A 16,296-nucleotide genomic window follows, 5' to 3' on the forward strand; every position below is an offset into this window, starting at 1 on the left:
ACGGGTGACCCTTACTCCTGACAGCCCCGTGTCCCCGGTCCCCGCCGACCTCACCTTCCGCACCGTTGACCTGCGCGGCCGGCGGCTGTCCCTTGCCGGACTCCGGGCCGCGGTGCCGCGGGCGCAGACCGGCACCATGGCCGACGCCGAAGCGAAGGTCCTCGGCATCATTGCGGACGTCCGCAGCCGCGGCGTCGAAGCCCTCCGGGAGCTGGCACGGACGTTCGACGGCGTCGAGCAGGAGCACCCCAGGGTCCCCGCCGAAGCCCTGCAGGCAGCCCTGGCCGGCCTCGATCCCGCGGTGCGGGCCGCCCTGGAGGAATCCATCCGGCGCGCCCGCCGGTTCGCCGACGCCCAGCGCCCGGCGGACACCGACGTCGAGCTCGGCGAAGGCGCCGTCGTCAGCCAGAACTGGGTGCCGGTGGCGCGCGTGGGCCTGTACGTTCCCGGCGGCCTCGCTGTCTACCCGTCGTCCGTGGTCATGAACGTGGTCCCGGCCCTGGCCGCCGGCGTCGAGTCGATCGCCCTGGCGTCTCCGCCGCAAAAGGACTTCGACGGGCTCCCGCACCCCACCATCCTCGCGGCAGCCTGCCTGCTGGGCATCGACGAGGTCTACGCGATCGGCGGGGCGCAAGCCATTGCCGCCTTCGCCTACGGCATCCCCGCCGCCGGGAACGCCGCCGGACTGGACCCGGTGGACGTCGTCACGGGCCCCGGGAACATCTTTGTAGCCACTGCCAAGCGTCTGGTCAAGGGCGTCGTCGGCATCGATTCCGAGGCCGGCACCACCGAGATCGCGATCCTGGCCGACGCCACGGCCCGGCCGGACCTCGTCGCGGCGGACCTGATCAGCCAGGCCGAGCACGATCCCAAGGCCGCCTCCGTCCTGTTCACGGAGTCGGCGGAGCTCGCCGCGGCGGTGCGCACCGAACTGGAGCGCCAGGCCGCCGCCACGAAGCACAGCGCGAGGGTCCGGGAGGCCCTCTCCGGCCCGCAGTCCGGCGTCGTCCTGGTGGACGACCTGGAGCAGGGCATCGCCGCCTGCGACGCCTACGCGGCGGAACACCTCGAGATCATGACGGCCGACGCCCCCGCGGTAGCTGCCCGGATCCGCAACGCCGGGGCAATCTTCGTGGGGGACTACAGCCCCGTGAGCCTCGGGGACTACTGCGCCGGGTCCAACCACGTGCTGCCCACCAGCGGCACGGCGGCCTTTTCCTCGGGCCTGAACGTGACCACCTTCCTGCGCGCCATCCAGGTGATCAACTACAGCCAGGCGGCGCTGGAGCAGGTCAGCGGGCATATTGTCAGCCTCGCCGGCGCGGAAGACCTGCCGGCCCACGGCGAGGCCGTCACGGCCAGGTTCGGCACAGGCGCCTGACCACTACATGTAGTAATTACAGGCTTGTTATTCAGCTACATCTAGTCGTAAACTGATGACAAGGATTGCGACAGGGGAGGAAACAACGTGTATTGCCCGTTCTGCCGTAACCCTGATTCCCGCGTGGTGGACAGCCGCATCGCCGACGACGGCTCGGCCATCCGGCGCCGCCGGCAGTGCCCCGAGTGCGGCCGCCGGTTCACCACCGTGGAAACCACCAGCCTGACCGTCATCAAGCGCTCCGGGGTTGGCGAGCCGTTCAGCCGCAGCAAGGTCATCAACGGCGTCCGGAAGGCCTGCCAGGGCCGTCCCGTGACCGAGGACGACCTCGCCATGCTCGCCCAGGAGGTCGAGGAGACCATCCGCGCCTCCGGCGCCGCCGAGATCGACGCCCACGAAGTCGGGCTCGCCATCCTCAACCCGCTGCAGAAGCTGGATGAGGTCGCTTACCTGCGTTTCGCGAGTGTGTACCAGGCCTTCGAATCCCTGGAGGACTTCGAATCCGCGATCTCGCTGCTGCGGCACGAGGCCGGCGCGAAGGGCCTGGACGGCAAGAGCTCGCAGAAGAGCCCGCTCTAGGCACCTTCCAGGACGCCGGACCATAGACTCCGGTGGTGGCAGCGGAGGGGAAGCCGCGGCCACCACCGGCACCACGTAGCAAGCTACCTGCCGCCGGATACCGGCAGTACGGCGCCGGTGATGTACCCGGCGTCGGCGGACAGCAGCCACAGCACGGCGGCCGCGACTTCATCCGGCTCGGCGCCGCGCCCCATCGGAATTGTCGGGTTCAGCTTCTCCACCCGGTCCGGCATGCCTGCGGCCGCGTGCAGCCCGGTGTTGGTGCTTCCGGGGGCCACGCAGTTCACCCGGATGCCTTGCGCGGCCACCTCGGCTGCGAGGCCCACCGTCAGCACGTCGACGGCGCCTTTCGACGCCGCGTAGTGCACCCACGTTCCAGGGGAGCCGGCTTTTGTGGCGGTCGAGGAGATATTGACGATGGAGCCGCCGGGGCCGCCCCGGTCCCGGCTGAGCCGGCGTACGGCCTCCTGGCAAACAAAGATGAGCCCGGCCGCGTTCACCTCGAGGACCCGGCGGACCGTGGCGGCGGGCACATCCACGAGGGGCCCGATCAGGTTCCCGGTGATCCCGGCGTTGTTGACGACGGCGGCCAGCGGACCCAGCGCCTGGGCGGCGTCGAACAGGACCGCCACGGCGTCGGGGTCGCCGACGTCCGCCTGGACGGCCAGCGCGGAACCGCCTCCGGAGCGGATTTCGCCGACCACCGCGGCGGCGCCGCCGGCGTCGGCGGAATAGTTGACGACGACGGCGTACCCGGCGCGGGCGGCCCGCAGGGCTGTGGCGGCGCCGATGCCGCGGCTGCCGCCGGTGACGATGACAACGCCGGGCCTGGAGACAGCCACGGTGCTACTTGGCCAGTTTGTGCGTCAGCGCGACCTCGATGGCGGCGCCCACGATGCCGGCGTCGTTCTTGAGTTCCGCCGGGACGATCGGCGTGCGGAGCTTCATCCGCGGCAGGTACTCGTCGGCGCGCTTGGAGATGCCGCCGCCGACGATGAACAGCTCGGGAGAGAAGAGGAATTCAACATGGGAGAAGTACCGCTGCAGCAGCACGGCGTACTCTTCCCAGCTCAGGCCGTCCCGCTCACGGGCCACGGCGGAGGCCTTGCTCTCGGCGTCGAACCCGTCAATTTCCAGGTGGCCCAGCTCGGCGTTGGGAACGAGCTTGCCGTTGAAGATGAAGGCGGAACCGATCCCGGTGCCGAGGGTAATGACCAGCACCGTGCCTGCCACGCCCTCGCCGGCGCCGTAGCGTGCCTCGGCCAGACCGGCCGCGTCGGCGTCGTTGATGACCTCGACGGGGCGGCCCAGCCGGGCGGTGAGCAGGGCATCGATGTCGAGGTCCAGCCAGGCGTTGTCAACGTTCGCCGTCGAGTGGACCACGCCGTGCTGGATGATGCCCGGGAAGGTCACGCCGACCGGGGAGTCCGTGTCCGGGGCGTCGGAACGCTTGGACAGTTCGGTGACGACCTGCGCCACCACTTCGGCAACGGCTTCAGGGGTGGACGGCTGCGGGGTGGGCACCCGGAGCCGGTCGCCGACCAGCTTGCCCTTCTTCAGGTCTACGATCCCGCCCTTGATCCCGGTGCCGCCGATGTCAATGCCGATCAGCAGGGAGTTCTTCTTCGACTTCTCGTCCTTCTTGGCCAATGTGATTCCGTTCGTGGCAGGGGGCGGGCTAGGAAACGTGCGGCCCAGAGCCGGCGGCGAACCGGGTCTTCTGGGGTGGTGCAGGGCTCAGGGGAGGGTGAGGACCTCGGCGCCGGTCTCGGTCACCAGCAGCGTGTGTTCGAACTGGGCGGTGCGCTTGCGGTCCCGGGTCACCACTGTCCAATCGTCGGCCCACATATCCCAGTCGACGGTGCCGAGCGTGAGCATGGGTTCAATCGTAAAGACCATACCCGCCTCAATCACGGTGTTGTAGGCGGGGGCGGCGTCGTAGTGCGGAATGATCAGGCCCGTGTGGAATGCCTCGCCGACGCCGTGCCCGGTGAAGTCGCGGACCACCCCGTAGCCGAAGCGCTTGGCGTAGGACTCGATGGTCCGGCCGATCACGTTGATTTCGCGGCCCGGAGCCACCGCGCGGATGGCGCGGTTCAGCGATTCCTGGGTGCGCTCGACCAGCAAGCGTGACTCCTCATCGACGTCGCCTACCAGGAAGGTGTAGTTCGTATCGCCGTGCACGCTGCCGATGAACGCGGTGATGTCGATGTTGAGGATGTCGCCGTCCTGGACGACTGTGGTGTCCGGGATGCCGTGGCAGATCACTTCATTCAGCGAGGAGCAGAGCGATTTGGGGAAACCGCGGTAGCCGAGCGTTGACGGGTACGCCTTGTGGTCCAGCAGGAACTCGTGGCCCACCCGGTCCAGCTGGTCGGTGGTGACACCGGGCTGGATGTGTTTTCCGACCTCCACGATCGCCTGGGCTGCGATCCGTGACGCGATCCGGATCTTCTCGATGGTCTCCGCCGTCTTGACCTCCGAGCCGGTGAACTTGGCCGGTGCCGGCTTTCCCACGTATTCGGGGCGGGGGATGGACGCCGGTACGGAAAGCTGCGGGCTGACTGTTCCCGGGACCAGGGTGCCGATGGGTGCAGTCGAGGCAAGTGAAGGCATAGATTGATCATATAAGGCGCCGGGCGCAGCCCGGAAAATAGAGGCCGGAAAACGCAGCCGGAATGTATTGCGGAAGAAAAGGAGCAGCGATGCCCGAGTACTGGTACAACGTCAACACGCACGAGGTTGAAGAGGACGCCATGTCCGACTGGAGCCAGCTGATCGGCCCCTACAAGACGCGGGAGGAAGCCCGGCACGCCCTGGAAAAGGTCAAGGCGCGCAACGAGAGGTGGGAAAAAGACGACGAGGACTAGCCGCCCGCAACCGGCCGGCCTGGTCCTGATCAACGGGCTGCCCGGTTCCGGCAAAACGACGCTCGCCGCCGGGCTGGCGGACGCACTGGGAGTCCCGATCTTTTCCAAGGACTCGTACAAAGAGTCGCTCTGGCCCGGGGCCGTGCCGCCGGACGCGGCGGAATCCTCGGCGCTGGGGCGGCGCGCGTTACGGCGCCTGTGGGCCGATATCGCCGCAGAGCCGGGACCCGCCGTCGTCGAGTCCTTCTGGTTCGCGCCCCGGGACCGCGGCTTTCTGCTGGCGGACCTGGGGGCCGCCTGCAGGACGGCGGCCCTGGAGCTGTGGTGCGACGTCGATCCGGCCGTGGCCCGGCAGCGGTGCCGCACCCGGACCAGGCACCCGGTGCACCATCCGGGCCATGAGGACGAGCTGCTGTGGGCTGAATGGGCCGGGAACGCCGAGCCACTGGCACTGGGTCCGGTGCTGCAGGTGGACACCGCCCGGCCGGTGGATGTGCCGGGGCTTACCGAACGGGTGGGTCCGTTGCTGGCGCTGGTCCAGGCGGGACAGCCAGGCGAATTCTAGAAGGAGTGCTCGGGCCCGGGGAACTGACCGGAACGGACGTCCTCGCCGTAGGCCCGGGCGGCGTCGCTCAGCGACGTGCGCAGATCCGCGTACTGCTTGACGAACTTCGCCATCCTGCCCCCGCGCATACCCGCCATGTCCTGCCAGACCAGGACCTGGCCCGTCGTGGCGTTGCCCGCGCCGATGCCGATGGTGGGAACCGACACGGCAGCATCCACAGCGGCCGCCGTCTCGGCCGGGACCATCTCCATCAGCACGGAGAAGGCGCCGGCGTCGACCAGCGCGACGGCGTCGTCAATGAGCCGCTGGGCGTCATCGCCGCGGCCCTGGACCCGGTAGCCGCCCAGGGAGTGCTCGCTCTGCGGGGTGAAACCGATGTGCGCCATCACGGGAATGCCGGCCTGGACCATGGCCCGGACGGTCTCGGCGTAGAACTTGCCGCCCTCGATCTTGACGGCGTGCGCGAGCCCTTCCTTGAGGAAACGCACGCCGGTGGCCACCGCCTGCTGTGCTGACACCTCGTAGCTGCCGAAGGGCAGGTCGGCCACCACCAGGGCGCGCCGGGCCGAACGCGCGACGGCGCGGCAGAGGGGGAGCAGCTCGTCCACGGTGACCGGGAGGCTGGTCTCGTTCCCGAAGACGTTGTTGGAGGCCGAATCACCCACCAGGAGGACTTCAATGCCGGCCTGGTCAAAGATCTCAGCCGTGTACTGGTCGTAGGCCGTCAGCATGGCAAAGCGTTCCCCGTTGAGCTTGGCCTGGTGCAGGTGGTGGGTGCGGATCCTGGCCGCCGGTTTGCGGGCGGCATCCGCCGGCGCCGCGGCGGCTGCGGGCGTCGCGGGAATGTTTGCGGGAATGTTTCCTGCCGGGCCGTTGCCGTAGGGTGCCGCAACCTCTGCGGGCGTGCTTGAATCGGGACTGTTGCTTGTGGCCATGGCAAGAGCGTAGTGCGATACCGCGCGTACTAGCTACTGCCCGCCCGCCGTGCGGCGGGTGAATCACGTCACGACGGCGCCTGTGCTGCGACTGCAGGTGGGCTGTCCGGGGCCTATTTCCGGCAGATTGTGTTAACGCTGTGTTACGCGCGGCGGCTGCTCCAGCAATCGGTGGCAATGCTTAGTAAAGTGAACGGTGAGCAGCTGCGGGACCCATGCACGAAGGGCCTGGGGCACGGACGAATGAACCGGAAAGAGGCCAGTATGGACCGCCAGCAAGAGTTTGTCCTGCGGACGATCGAAGAGCGCGACGTGCGGTTTGTGCGTTTGTGGTTCACCGACGTCGTGGGATCGCTGAAGTCCGTGGCTTTGGCGCCGGCGGAGGTGGAAGGCGCCTTTGAAGAAGGGCTCGGGTTTGACGGCTCCTCCATCGAGGGGCTGGCCCGCGTCTTCGAATCGGACATGCTGGCCCAGCCGGACCCCGCCACCTTCCAGATCCTGCCCTGGCGCGGCGAGACTGAAGCGACGTCCCGGATGTTCTGCGACATCCTGACGCCCGACGGCGAACCCTCCGCCGCGGATCCGCGCAATGTGCTCAAACGCAACCTGGCCAAGGCCGCGGACATGGGGTTCACCTGCTACACCCATCCCGAGATCGAGTTCTACCTGCTGAAGTCCCAGCAGCCCGGACCCGACGGTTCGCCGGTCCCGGTTGACGAGGGCGGCTACTTCGACCACGTCCCCGGCGGCGTGGCCCAGGACTTCCGGCGCACCGCCGTCACCATGCTCGAATCGGTCGGCATCTCGGTGGAGTTCAGCCACCACGAGGCCGGACCCGGGCAGAACGAGATCGACCTCCGCTACGCCGATGCGCTGCAGACCGCGGACAACATCATGACGTTCCGCACCGTGATCAAGGAAGTCGCGCTGCAGCAGGGGACCTACGCCACCTTCATGCCGAAGCCCTTCACGGCGCATCCGGGTTCCGGCATGCACACCCACTTCTCCCTGTTCGAGGGCGACACCAACGCGTTCTACGAGGCCGGCGCCGAGTTCCAGCTCTCCGAGACCGCCCGGCAGTTCATCGCCGGCATCCTCAAGCACGCCCCCGAGTTCACCGCCGTCACCAACCAGTTCGTGAACTCCTACAAGCGCCTGTGGGGCGGGGGAGAGGCGCCGAGCTACCTCAGCTGGGGCCACAATAACCGTTCCGCCCTGGTCCGGGTGCCGCTATACAAGCCCGGCAAGGGCCAGTCGGCCCGGATCGAGTACCGCGGCATTGACTCCGCCGCCAACCCCTACCTGGCGTACGCCGTGCTCCTGGGCGCCGGGCTGAAGGGAATCGAGGAAGGCTACCAGTTGCCCGCCGCGGCTGAGGACGATATCTGGTCGCTGAGCTCGGCCGAGCGCCGCGCCATGGGCCACGACCCGCTCCCGGCCAGCCTGCACGATGCCATCCGGACCATGGAGGACTCCGAGCTCATGCCGCAGATCCTTGGCGAGCAGGTCTTCGAGCACTTCCTGCGCAACAAGCGGGCCGAATGGCAGGACTACCGCCTCCAGGTGACGCCCTACGAACTGCAGCGCAACCTCGGCATCCTTTAGGCGACCCGGTGAGCCTGGCACGACGCCTCATTGCGGCCGGATTCAGTGATCTGGAGAAAGGCGAACGGTTCCTGGCTGCCCCGGAACTGGAGGGACTGGACCAGGGTGTCCTGTTTGCCGGGCTGCAGCTGGCGGCCAACCCGGACACCGCCCTGCAGTCGCTGGTCCGGCTGATCGAGAAGCACCCGGCGCTCCGGAAGCTGGCCGCGGCGGAGCTGGAGACCAGCGAACCGCTCTACCGGGTGCTGGGCGCCTCCGAGGCGCTCGGCGAATTCCTGATCCGCCACCCCGAGCACCTCGATGCCTTTGAGGTGACGGCCAGCCCGGAGCCCCGCGCGGCCGATACCGACGTCCTGCGTGCCCGGCTGCTGCAGTCCGTGCGCGCCGACCCGAAATCCGCCCGGCCGGTCGCGGGCCTGTCCGGGCAGGAGGGCTACGAAGCGCTCCGCACGGCCTACCGGCGCGGACTCGTCGAGCTCGCCGTCAAAGACCTCTGCGCGGCGGATCCCTTGGACTTCCTGCCGGCCGCAGGCGCCGAACTGGCCGACCTCGCCGGCGCCGCCATCGAGGCGGCCCTCGCCGTTTCCCGGGCCGAGGCCGCCGAGCACTTCAGCGCCGCGGAGGTTGCCGACATCGGACTCGCCGTGATCGGCATGGGCAAGTGCGGCGCCCGCGAACTGAACTACATCTCCGACGTCGACGTCATCTACGTCATCGAATCCGGTGAGCTGGAAGATTCCCGCGCCAACACCATCGGCACCGCCCTCGCCTCCGGGATCTCCCGGGCGATCATGTCCATCGGCCGGGAACCCGGGCTGTGGGAGGTCGATGCGAACCTGCGGCCCGAGGGAAAGTCCGGCCCACTGGTCCGCACCCTCGCCTCGCATGAGAGCTACTACGCCCGCTGGGCCGAGAGCTGGGAGTTCCAGGCCCTGCTGAAAGCGCGGACCATCGCCGGCGACACCGGCCTGGGTGCCCGGTACGAGGCGGCCGTCGCACCGCTGATCTGGTCCTCGGCCGGCCGCGAGGGGTTTGTGGAATCGGTCCGGTCCATGCGCCGCCGGGTCACCGAGCACATCCCCGCCGAGGAGGAACAGCGGCAGATCAAGCTGGGCCGCGGCGGGCTGCGCGACGTCGAGTTCACCGTCCAGCTCCTGCAGTTGGTGCACGGGAAATCCGATGAATCGCTGCGCTGCCGCGACACGACGTCGGCCATCGCGGCGCTGTCCACCGGCGGGTATATCGGCCGCTCGGATGCCGCGGAGTTCGACCGGGACTACCGCTACCTGCGCCTGCTCGAACACCGGATCCAGCTCTTCCAGCTGCGCCGCACGCATCTGATGCCGGTCCGTGAAGCCTCGCTGCGTGCCCTGGCCAAGGGCGTGCTGGGACCCTTTTCCGGTGAGCGGCCCAAACCGGATGCCCTCATGGCCGAGTGGCGCAAGACCAAGCGGTCCGTCCGCGAGCTGCACGAACGCATCTTCTACCGGCCGCTGCTCACCACGGCGGCAACCCTCAGCAGCGAAGACGCCAGGCTGACTCCCGAGGCTGCCCATGGACGGCTCGCAGCGCTGGGCTACCTCGATCCCCAGGGCGCCATGCGGCACATCGAGGCCCTCACGGCCGGAGTCAGCCGCCGCGCCGCGCTCCAGCGGCAGCTGCTGCCGGTCCTGCTGGGCTGGCTGGCGGACGGAGTCGATCCCGACGGCGGGCTGCTGGCCTTCCGCCGCGTCAGCGAGGCGCTGGGCACCACGCACTGGTACCTGGGCCTGCTCCGGGATTCGACGGCGGCGGCCGAACGACTCTGCCACGTTCTCGCCAACTCCCGCCTGATCGCGGACCTTCTCGAGGTGTCACCCGAATCCGTGGCCTGGCTCGGCTCGGACAAGGATTTGGCACCGCTGAGCTTCGATGCGCAGTGGCAGGAGATCCTGTCCAAAATGTCCCGGCACGCGGAGCCGGGAAGCGCCATGCGCCTGATCCGGCTGATCCGGCGCCGGGAGATCCTGCGGATCGCCATTGCCGACAGTGCCGGGATGCTGGACCAGGACCAGGTCGGGAAGGCCCTGGCGGACACCGACCGCGCCGCCGTGCTGGGCGCGCTGCGGGTGGCGGAAACCATCGTCACCGCCGAGGAGCCGCTCAAGACGAACGTGCTCGTCGTCGCCATGGGCCGGCAGGGCGGACGGGAGATCGGCTACGGCTCCGACGCCGACGTCATTTACGTTCACCGCGGGCTGCCGGGCGTGCCCGGCGAGGAAGCCCAGAACCAGGCCGCCCAGATCGTCGGCACGCTCTCCAACCTCCTCACCCAGCCGCTGAAGCCGGCCATCCTCGCGGAACGTGTGCTGATGGTCGACGCCGACCTGCGGCCCGAGGGCAAGAGCGGTCCGATGGTGCGTTCCCTGGAGTCCTATGCGGAGTACTACCGCCGGTGGTCGCTCGTGTGGGAGGCCCAGGCGCTGTTACGCGCCCGGCCGATGGCCGGCGACGACGAGCTGGCCCGCGATTTTGTGGCGGTGATCGACCCCATCCGCTACCCGGCTGAGCTCTCCGTGCCTGATGTGCGCGAAGTCCGGCGCGTCAAAGCCAGGGTCGAGGCGGAGCGGCTGCCGCGCGGAGCGGACCCTGCCCGCCATCTCAAGCTCGGCCGTGGTGGCCTGAGCGACGTCGAATGGCTCGCCCAGCTGCTCCAGCTCCAGCACGCGGGGCAGCACCCGGAGCTGCGGACCACCTCCACGGTGGAAGCCCTCGAGGCGGCGGCCGGACTGGGGCTGCTGGCGGAGGACGACGTCGAAGTCCTGCTCCGGTCCTGGCGGCTGGCCAGCAGGATCCGCTCGGCCAACGTGATCTGGACCGGCCGGGCCTCGGACCTGCTGCCGTCCTCCCGCCGGGACCTTGAAGCCGTGGCGCGGTGGTGCGGCCACGGCCAGGGAAATGCCGCTGCCCTCGAGGAGGACTACCTGCGGATCAGCCGGCTCGCCCGGGGCGTCTACGAAAGGGTTTTCTACGGCCAGTGAACCTGGCCGGCGGTGCCGGAAGTGCGGGGCAAGGGCTGACAGGCGCCGGACCCGGTGCTATTTTGGGCCCATGGCCAAGCAAATGTTCCTGAACCTCCCTGTCAAGGATCTCGACAAGACCGTTGAGTTCTTCACCGCGCTGGGTTTTAAGTTCAACCCGGACTTCACCGATGAGAACGCCACCTGCATGATCGTCAATGACGACGCCTTCGTGATGCTGCTGGTGGAGAACTACTTCAAGTCGTTTACCTCCAAGCAGGTCGCCGACACGGGCAGCGCCGCCGAGGCCATCATGGCGTTCTCCGTGGACAGCCGCGAAGCCGTCGACGAGGTGGTGCGGACGGCCCTGACCTCCGGCGGCACCGCGTCCGAGGAAGCCCAGGACTACGGGTTCATGTATACCCACAGCTTCCAGGACCCCGACGGCCACCTGTGGGAAGTGTTCTGGATGGACCCCGCCGGACCGCCCAAAGACGCCGCGCTCTGATTCGACCCCGTGGCCGACGACGGCGCACACCTCCCGTCTGGGTACGCTTCTGTCATGGTTGGAAATGTATGGCTGCTCCCGCTGAAGCAGGTCGATGACGATGCCCGCGCCATCAAACTGGGGGAGATCGCGGAGCTTGAAGTCGGCGAAGAGCAGCGCAAGTATGTCAGGGACCCGCTGCGGATGATGCTGATCGCGTTGGCAGAGGAATCCCGCTACCCCTACGCGGTCGACTCCAACGGCACAGCTGTGGGAGTGCTGACCCTGCAGACCGGTGCCGCGACCCTCGCCGGGTGGCCGGACGATGATTCCGTCCTGCTGCTCCGCGGCTTCCTGATCGACCGCCGGCGCCAGGGCAAAGGCCTCGGGACCCTCGCCGCCGGGGCGGCCGTCCAGGAGGCCGCCAAACTGACGGCAGCACTGGGCGGGCAACAGACCGGCGTCGTGCTTTCAGTCAACGACGCCAACCCGGCCGGGCTGGCCGCCTACCGCAAGGCCGGCTTCGAGGACCGCGGGGAGTACCTCGGCGGCGACGCCGGGCCGCAACGGACCATGTACCGGCCGTTCTGAGCGGCGCGTCGCAGCCTGGCGCGGATGAGCAAAACCCCCGCCAGCGGTTGCGCTGGCGGGGGTTTGATCATTCTGGTGGAACGGGGTCAGCAGTGCCTGCGGTTCCCGTCGCCGTTGTGATCACGGTGGTCACCATTGATGAAGGGTTGCTGATCGCGTCTGCAAGGACTTGCTGTCCGGCGATCTATTTGCGGGTGTTGGCCCCACTTTCGGGTGGGTACCCCGCCCTGCCCGGAGGTTCCACGAACCCTGTCGCGGTGGGGACGGTTGTCAGCTGTGCGGGCAATCCCGTGCCCACCCCAATACCTGCGGCCCGGTCCCAGGAACGGTCATCCCTGAACCGGGTGCAGCGCCGGAGCGCCGGTCCGCCAAACCTCACCCACGGAGCTGCGCTCCATATCAACGCTAACGGCCTTCTGCCCGAGAGTGAAGGGGCCAGCGGCCACATTTCTGCGGAAAGTGGGACCCGATCACCCGGGCCGCCCACCCGCGCGTGCGGCCTGTCCCTGGCCCAACAAAAAGTCCGCCCGGACTGCCGATAGTGGCAGTCCGGGCGGACTCTTTTACTGCTCTGCGGTGCTTAGACCCGGGCGGTTAGACGCCGTAGTAGAGCTCGAACTCGAACGGGTTCGGGCGCAGCGAGAGCGGACGGATCTCGTTCTCGTACTTGTACTCGATCCAGGTGTCGATCAGGTCCTGGGTGAAGACGCCGCCGGCCTGCAGGAACTCGTTGTCCTCGGCCAGTGCATCCAGGGCTTCTTCAAGCGTGCCCGGAGCCTTGGGGATGTCCTTGGCTTCCTCGGCGGGGAGCTCGTAGAGGTCCTTGTCGATCGGAGCCGGCGGTTCGATGCGGTTGCGGATGCCGTCAATGCCGGCCATCAGCTGGGCGGCGAACGCCAGGTACGGGTTGGAGGAGGGGTCCGGCGCGCGGAACTCGATGCGCTTGGCCTTCGGGTTGGAGCCCGTGATCGGGATACGGATACCGGCGGAGCGGTTGCCCTGCGAGTAGACCATGTTGACCGGGGCTTCGAAGCCCTTGACCAGGCGGCGGTAGGAGTTCACCGTGGGGTTGGTGAACGCGAGGACAGCCGAAGAGTGCTTCAGCAGGCCGCCGATGTACCAGCGGGCCATGTCGGACAGGCCGGCGTAGCCCTTCTCGTCGTAGAACAGCGGCTCGCCACCGGTCCACAGCGACTGGTGGCAGTGCATGCCCGAGCCGTTGTCACCGAAGACCGGCTTCGGCATGAACGTGACGGACTTGCCCCAGGCGTCGGCCGTGTTCTTGATGACGTACTTGAACTTCTGCAGGTCATCAGCGGCGTGGGTCAGCGTGGTGAATTTGTAGTTGATCTCAGCCTGGCCGGCGGAACCGACCTCGTGGTGGCTGCGCTCGACCTCAAGGCCGGCCTCATCCAGTGCGATGCACATGGCATCGCGGAGGTCTGCCTGCTTGTCGGTCGGGGAGACCGGGAAGTAGCCGCCCTTGATCGGCGTCTTGTAGCCGAGGTTTCCGCCCTCTTCCTCGCGGCCCGTGTTCCAGTGGGCTTCCTCGGAATCGATCTTGTAGAAGCTGCCCTGCGGGGAGGACTGGTACTGCACGTTGTCGAAGACGAAGAACTCGGCCTCCGGCGCAAAGAATGCGGTGTCGGCGATGCCGGTGGAAGCCAGGTAGGCCTCGGCCTTCTCGGCCACGCCACGCGGATCGCGGTGGTACGGGTCGCCGGTGCGCGGGTTCACGATCGAGAAGTTCAGCGCAAGGGTCTTTTCCATGCGGAACGTGTCGAGGAACGCCGTCGTGACGTCCGGGATGAGCTGCATGTCCGACTCGGCGATGCCCTGGAAGCCGCGGATCGAGGATCCGTCGAAGAGCTGGCCGTTGACGAAGAAGTCCGCGTCAACGCTCTTGGCGGGCACATTGAAGTGCTGCTGAACGCCAGGAAGGTCGGTGAAGCGGATATCGACGAACTTTACGTCTTCGTCTTTGATGAACTTGAGGACTTCGTCCGCAGTCTTGAACATCTATGCTCCTTATGCATGTGAAAGATCTGGCCGTCAGGCCATGTGGTCCAGCGCAGTCCGACAGCGGGGTAAACACAAAGGTTTGCCCCGCTCCTATGCCGCCAGCAACTGTTACCACCCTAAGGACACGGGATTTCCCCGTAGTGTCCGTATTGTTTCCGGCAGGTTACAGAATGACCTGACAGGTAAACGGTAGTCGGTGTCCACAGTGTGGCCTATCCGGTTCCACAGTGTGACCGTCCGCTGTCCACGGAGTGAACAGCGGCGGGCGGCCCGCCAAAGCCGATAGTCTTGGGGGGTGGTTGATCGTAAAGACATAGGCTCGTGGCTCAGCGGACCGGACACGTCCGGCATCTCGAAGTACCCGGGGGAGCGGCTGGGAATGCCCGAATCCGGCCCGGGCTCGATCGCCCGCGCGGGCCGCCGCATCCTGGCAATCTGCATCGACTGGGGGATTGCCCTGCTGATCAGCAATTACGCCTTTGCCGGGAACCCCTGGGCCACCCTTGCCGTGTTCGCCGTCGAACAGACGCTGCTGATCGGAACGCTCGGCTACAGCATCGGCCACCGCATCATGGGGATCCATGTGGTCCGGCTGGGCGGCGGTCCTGCCGGCCCGCTTCCGGCCCTCGTGCGGAGCCTGCTGCTGTGCCTCCTCATTCCCGCCGTCATCTTCGACCCGGACCACCGCGGCCTGCACGACAAGGCCATGAACACGGTGCTCATCCGGATGTAACTCCCGACGGCGGAGCCTCGCCGCCCTGAGCCTCGCCGGGCCGCTGAACCCCGGCGACGGGCGCTACACCCCGGCAGTTTCCTGGACGGGCTGGCCGGCCGGCTGCGCGGTCGTGGCAGCCAGGAATCCGCGGCGCCCGGCCCAGCGTTCAAACCACACGGTGGCGAACGGGAACACGGCCGAGAGCCCCGCGAAGAGCGCTACCCGGAACGGCCAGCGCTGCCCGCGCCACAGAACCAGCGCGGTCATGCCGTAGGCAATGAACAACGCCCCGTGGATGGGGCCCGCAATCTCCACGCCCAGCTCCGTGGTCCGGGTGACCCATTTGAGGAACATGCCGATCAGCAGGGCGGCCCAGCTGAAGCCTTCGGCGACGGCCAGCACCCGGAAGAGGCGGATCATGGCCGGCTTGGATGGCAGTTTCATGGGGAGTCTCCGGATTCTGTCCTGCTGGACGTTCGATCAGCGTCGGGGGGTATGCGTCGGGATAAAGGAGTCGCCCCGGCTGCCGGCCTGTCAGGCGGTAAACGGGGCGATTCCTGGAGTCTGGTGACCTGGCGGTGCGGGACGCTTACCGTCCGCGGGAGGCTTTGCGGTCCGGGCGGGCCTTGTAGGGGTCAATGCCCTTGGGAATCGGGAGGCGGCTTCCGAGGGATGAGATGCGCTTGGACACGGCGCTGACCTCGATCTTGGTCAGTTCCTTGTTGAGCTTGTTCATCTTCTTGGCGACCTCGCTGATGGGCACCTGTCCCTCGCCGCGGCCGCTCTCGATCACGTGGATGGTGACGTTCGGGAGGATGCGTGCGAGGCGCTTGCGTTCGGCGTCGACCAGCGGCTTGACGCGGGTGCCCGGGCCTTCGCTGACCAGCACGACGCCGGGGCGGCCGATGGCGCGGAAGACGGCGTCCTGGGTGCGGGGGTTCACGGCGACCGGCTGGTCTTCGGTGATCCAGCCGCGCTTGAGGGTGCCCAGCGCGGCACCCGAGGCGCCCGGCTGGTTTTCAATCTGTGCGAACGCCGCGCGCTCCGCCCGGCGGGACAGGATCAGGGTGGCCGCGAGGACACCCAGCGGGATGCCGATGATGAGGCCGGTGATCCAGTTCTCCAGCACGTAGCCAACGACGAAGCTGACGGCCACGACACCCAGGAAAGCCAGCAGCATGAGCCACGGAACCATCGGATCGTGGCGGCGGGTCATCTGGAAGACCTCGCGGATCTGCTTCAGCCGGCTCGGCTTCTTGACCTTCGCTGCCTTGGGCTTGCGGGAAAAAAGGCCGCGCTTCGGTGTATCGGAAGTCGGAGTGGAGTTGCTGGAATCAGGGGAGTTCGCCATAGTGCCTTAATTCTACGTGATGCACGGCTCAGGACCGGCACCGGATGACTCCGGCGCCGGCCCTGGGCCGCAACCTACTTCGTGGGGGTCAGGAGTGTGCCGCGAGCAGCGAGCTGGCTTCCTGGCGGGTGCTTCCGGAGCTTTCGATGTGCGCGAGTTCGGCGGGGATTTCCCAGCCCTTCTTGCGCATCGCGGT

The 16,296-nt window shown here is 67.8% G+C and carries 16 protein-coding genes and 1 pseudogene; 9 read left to right on the forward strand and 8 right to left on the reverse strand.

What is annotated here, in order from left to right:
• Positions 1–4: 4 nt before the first annotated feature.
• Together hisD and nrdR are read left to right on the forward strand one after the other, a co-directional pair.
• A complete protein-coding gene (hisD, locus tag ABIB51_RS17330; RefSeq protein WP_354190209.1) occupies positions 5–1,381 on the forward strand; it encodes a histidinol dehydrogenase in 1,377 nt (458 codons plus the stop codon).
• 87 nt (positions 1,382–1,468) lie between these two features.
• Entirely contained in the window at positions 1,469–1,960 is a 492-nt protein-coding gene (gene nrdR, locus ABIB51_RS17335) for a transcriptional regulator NrdR (RefSeq protein WP_354190210.1), read from the forward strand.
• A gap of 83 nt (positions 1,961–2,043) precedes the next feature.
• Here the strand turns inward: nrdR and ABIB51_RS17340 are convergent, their stop codons facing one another.
• From ABIB51_RS17340 to map, 3 genes are all read right to left on the reverse strand, one after another.
• The gene (locus ABIB51_RS17340; protein ID WP_354190211.1) at positions 2,044–2,802 is read right to left on the reverse strand and encodes an SDR family oxidoreductase; all 759 of its coding nucleotides are present in this window, start codon (positions 2,800–2,802) and stop codon (positions 2,044–2,046) included.
• Between the two features lie 4 nt (positions 2,803–2,806).
• Positions 2,807–3,610, reverse strand: coding sequence for a polyphosphate--glucose phosphotransferase (ppgK, locus tag ABIB51_RS17345; protein WP_354190213.1), 804 nt, complete (start codon positions 3,608–3,610; stop codon positions 2,807–2,809).
• Between the two features lie 87 nt (positions 3,611–3,697).
• The gene (map, locus tag ABIB51_RS17350) at positions 3,698–4,576 is read right to left on the reverse strand and encodes a type I methionyl aminopeptidase (protein WP_354190215.1); all 879 of its coding nucleotides are present in this window, start codon (positions 4,574–4,576) and stop codon (positions 3,698–3,700) included.
• Positions 4,577–4,665: 89 nt separating this feature from the next.
• Between map and ABIB51_RS17355 the strand changes: the two genes are divergently transcribed.
• Entirely contained in the window at positions 4,666–4,830 is a 165-nt protein-coding gene (locus tag ABIB51_RS17355) for an SPOR domain-containing protein (protein ID WP_354190217.1), read from the forward strand.
• Positions 4,831–4,858: 28 nt separating this feature from the next.
• On the forward strand, positions 4,859–5,395 hold the full coding sequence (locus ABIB51_RS17360) for a P-loop nucleotide/nucleoside kinase family protein (RefSeq protein ID WP_354190245.1): 537 nt from the start codon (positions 4,859–4,861) through the stop codon (positions 5,393–5,395).
• Here ABIB51_RS17360 and panB read toward each other — a convergent pair.
• On the reverse strand, positions 5,392–6,330 hold the full coding sequence (gene panB / locus ABIB51_RS17365; RefSeq protein ID WP_354190219.1) for a 3-methyl-2-oxobutanoate hydroxymethyltransferase: 939 nt from the start codon (positions 6,328–6,330) through the stop codon (positions 5,392–5,394). The genes ABIB51_RS17360 and panB overlap by 4 nt on opposite strands.
• 264 nt (positions 6,331–6,594) lie before the next feature.
• Here panB and glnA (ABIB51_RS17370) point away from each other — a divergent pair, with 264 nt between their 5' ends.
• From glnA (ABIB51_RS17370) to ABIB51_RS17385, 4 genes are all read left to right on the forward strand, one after another.
• The gene (glnA, locus tag ABIB51_RS17370; protein ID WP_354190221.1) at positions 6,595–7,935 is read left to right on the forward strand and encodes a type I glutamate--ammonia ligase; all 1,341 of its coding nucleotides are present in this window, start codon (positions 6,595–6,597) and stop codon (positions 7,933–7,935) included.
• A gap of 8 nt (positions 7,936–7,943) precedes the next feature.
• A complete protein-coding gene (locus ABIB51_RS17375) occupies positions 7,944–10,955 on the forward strand; it encodes a bifunctional [glutamine synthetase] adenylyltransferase/[glutamine synthetase]-adenylyl-L-tyrosine phosphorylase (protein ID WP_354190223.1) in 3,012 nt (1,003 codons plus the stop codon).
• A gap of 70 nt (positions 10,956–11,025) precedes the next feature.
• The gene (locus ABIB51_RS17380) at positions 11,026–11,442 is read left to right on the forward strand and encodes a VOC family protein (protein WP_354190225.1); all 417 of its coding nucleotides are present in this window, start codon (positions 11,026–11,028) and stop codon (positions 11,440–11,442) included.
• 54 nt (positions 11,443–11,496) lie between these two features.
• Positions 11,497–12,012: a GNAT family N-acetyltransferase gene (locus ABIB51_RS17385; protein ID WP_354190227.1), complete on the forward strand. Its 516-nt coding sequence runs from the start codon at positions 11,497–11,499 to the stop codon at positions 12,010–12,012.
• 594 nt (positions 12,013–12,606) lie between these two features.
• On the opposite strand, the gene glnA (ABIB51_RS17390) is transcribed toward ABIB51_RS17385, so the two are convergent.
• Positions 12,607–14,031: a type I glutamate--ammonia ligase gene (gene glnA / locus ABIB51_RS17390; protein WP_354190229.1), complete on the reverse strand. Its 1,425-nt coding sequence runs from the start codon at positions 14,029–14,031 to the stop codon at positions 12,607–12,609.
• A 298-nt stretch (positions 14,032–14,329) separates the two neighbouring features.
• On the opposite strand from glnA (ABIB51_RS17390), the gene ABIB51_RS17395 reads away from it, so the two are divergent.
• Positions 14,330–14,767, forward strand: a complete 438-nt coding sequence (locus ABIB51_RS17395) for an RDD family protein (RefSeq protein ID WP_354190231.1) — start codon at positions 14,330–14,332, stop codon at positions 14,765–14,767.
• Positions 14,768–14,830: 63 nt separating this feature from the next.
• Here ABIB51_RS17395 and ABIB51_RS17400 read toward each other — a convergent pair whose 3' ends face one another.
• The 3 genes and pseudogenes from ABIB51_RS17400 to ABIB51_RS17410 form a co-directional block, all read right to left on the reverse strand.
• Positions 14,831–15,193 carry a DUF3817 domain-containing protein gene (locus ABIB51_RS17400; protein WP_354190233.1) on the reverse strand — a complete coding sequence of 121 codons (363 nt, stop codon included), beginning with the start codon at positions 15,191–15,193 and terminating at the stop codon, positions 14,831–14,833.
• A 145-nt stretch (positions 15,194–15,338) separates the two neighbouring features.
• Complete coding sequence (locus ABIB51_RS17405; protein WP_354190235.1) at positions 15,339–16,100, reverse strand: DUF4191 domain-containing protein; 762 nt, start codon at positions 16,098–16,100, stop codon at positions 15,339–15,341.
• Positions 16,101–16,188: 88 nt separating this feature from the next.
• Positions 16,189–16,296 (reverse strand): annotated as a pseudogene (locus ABIB51_RS17410) (lipoyl synthase); the annotation flags it as partial.

This window comes from Arthrobacter sp. UYCu712 (assembly GCF_040547005.1).
Lineage (GTDB): Bacteria > Actinomycetota > Actinomycetes > Actinomycetales > Micrococcaceae > Arthrobacter.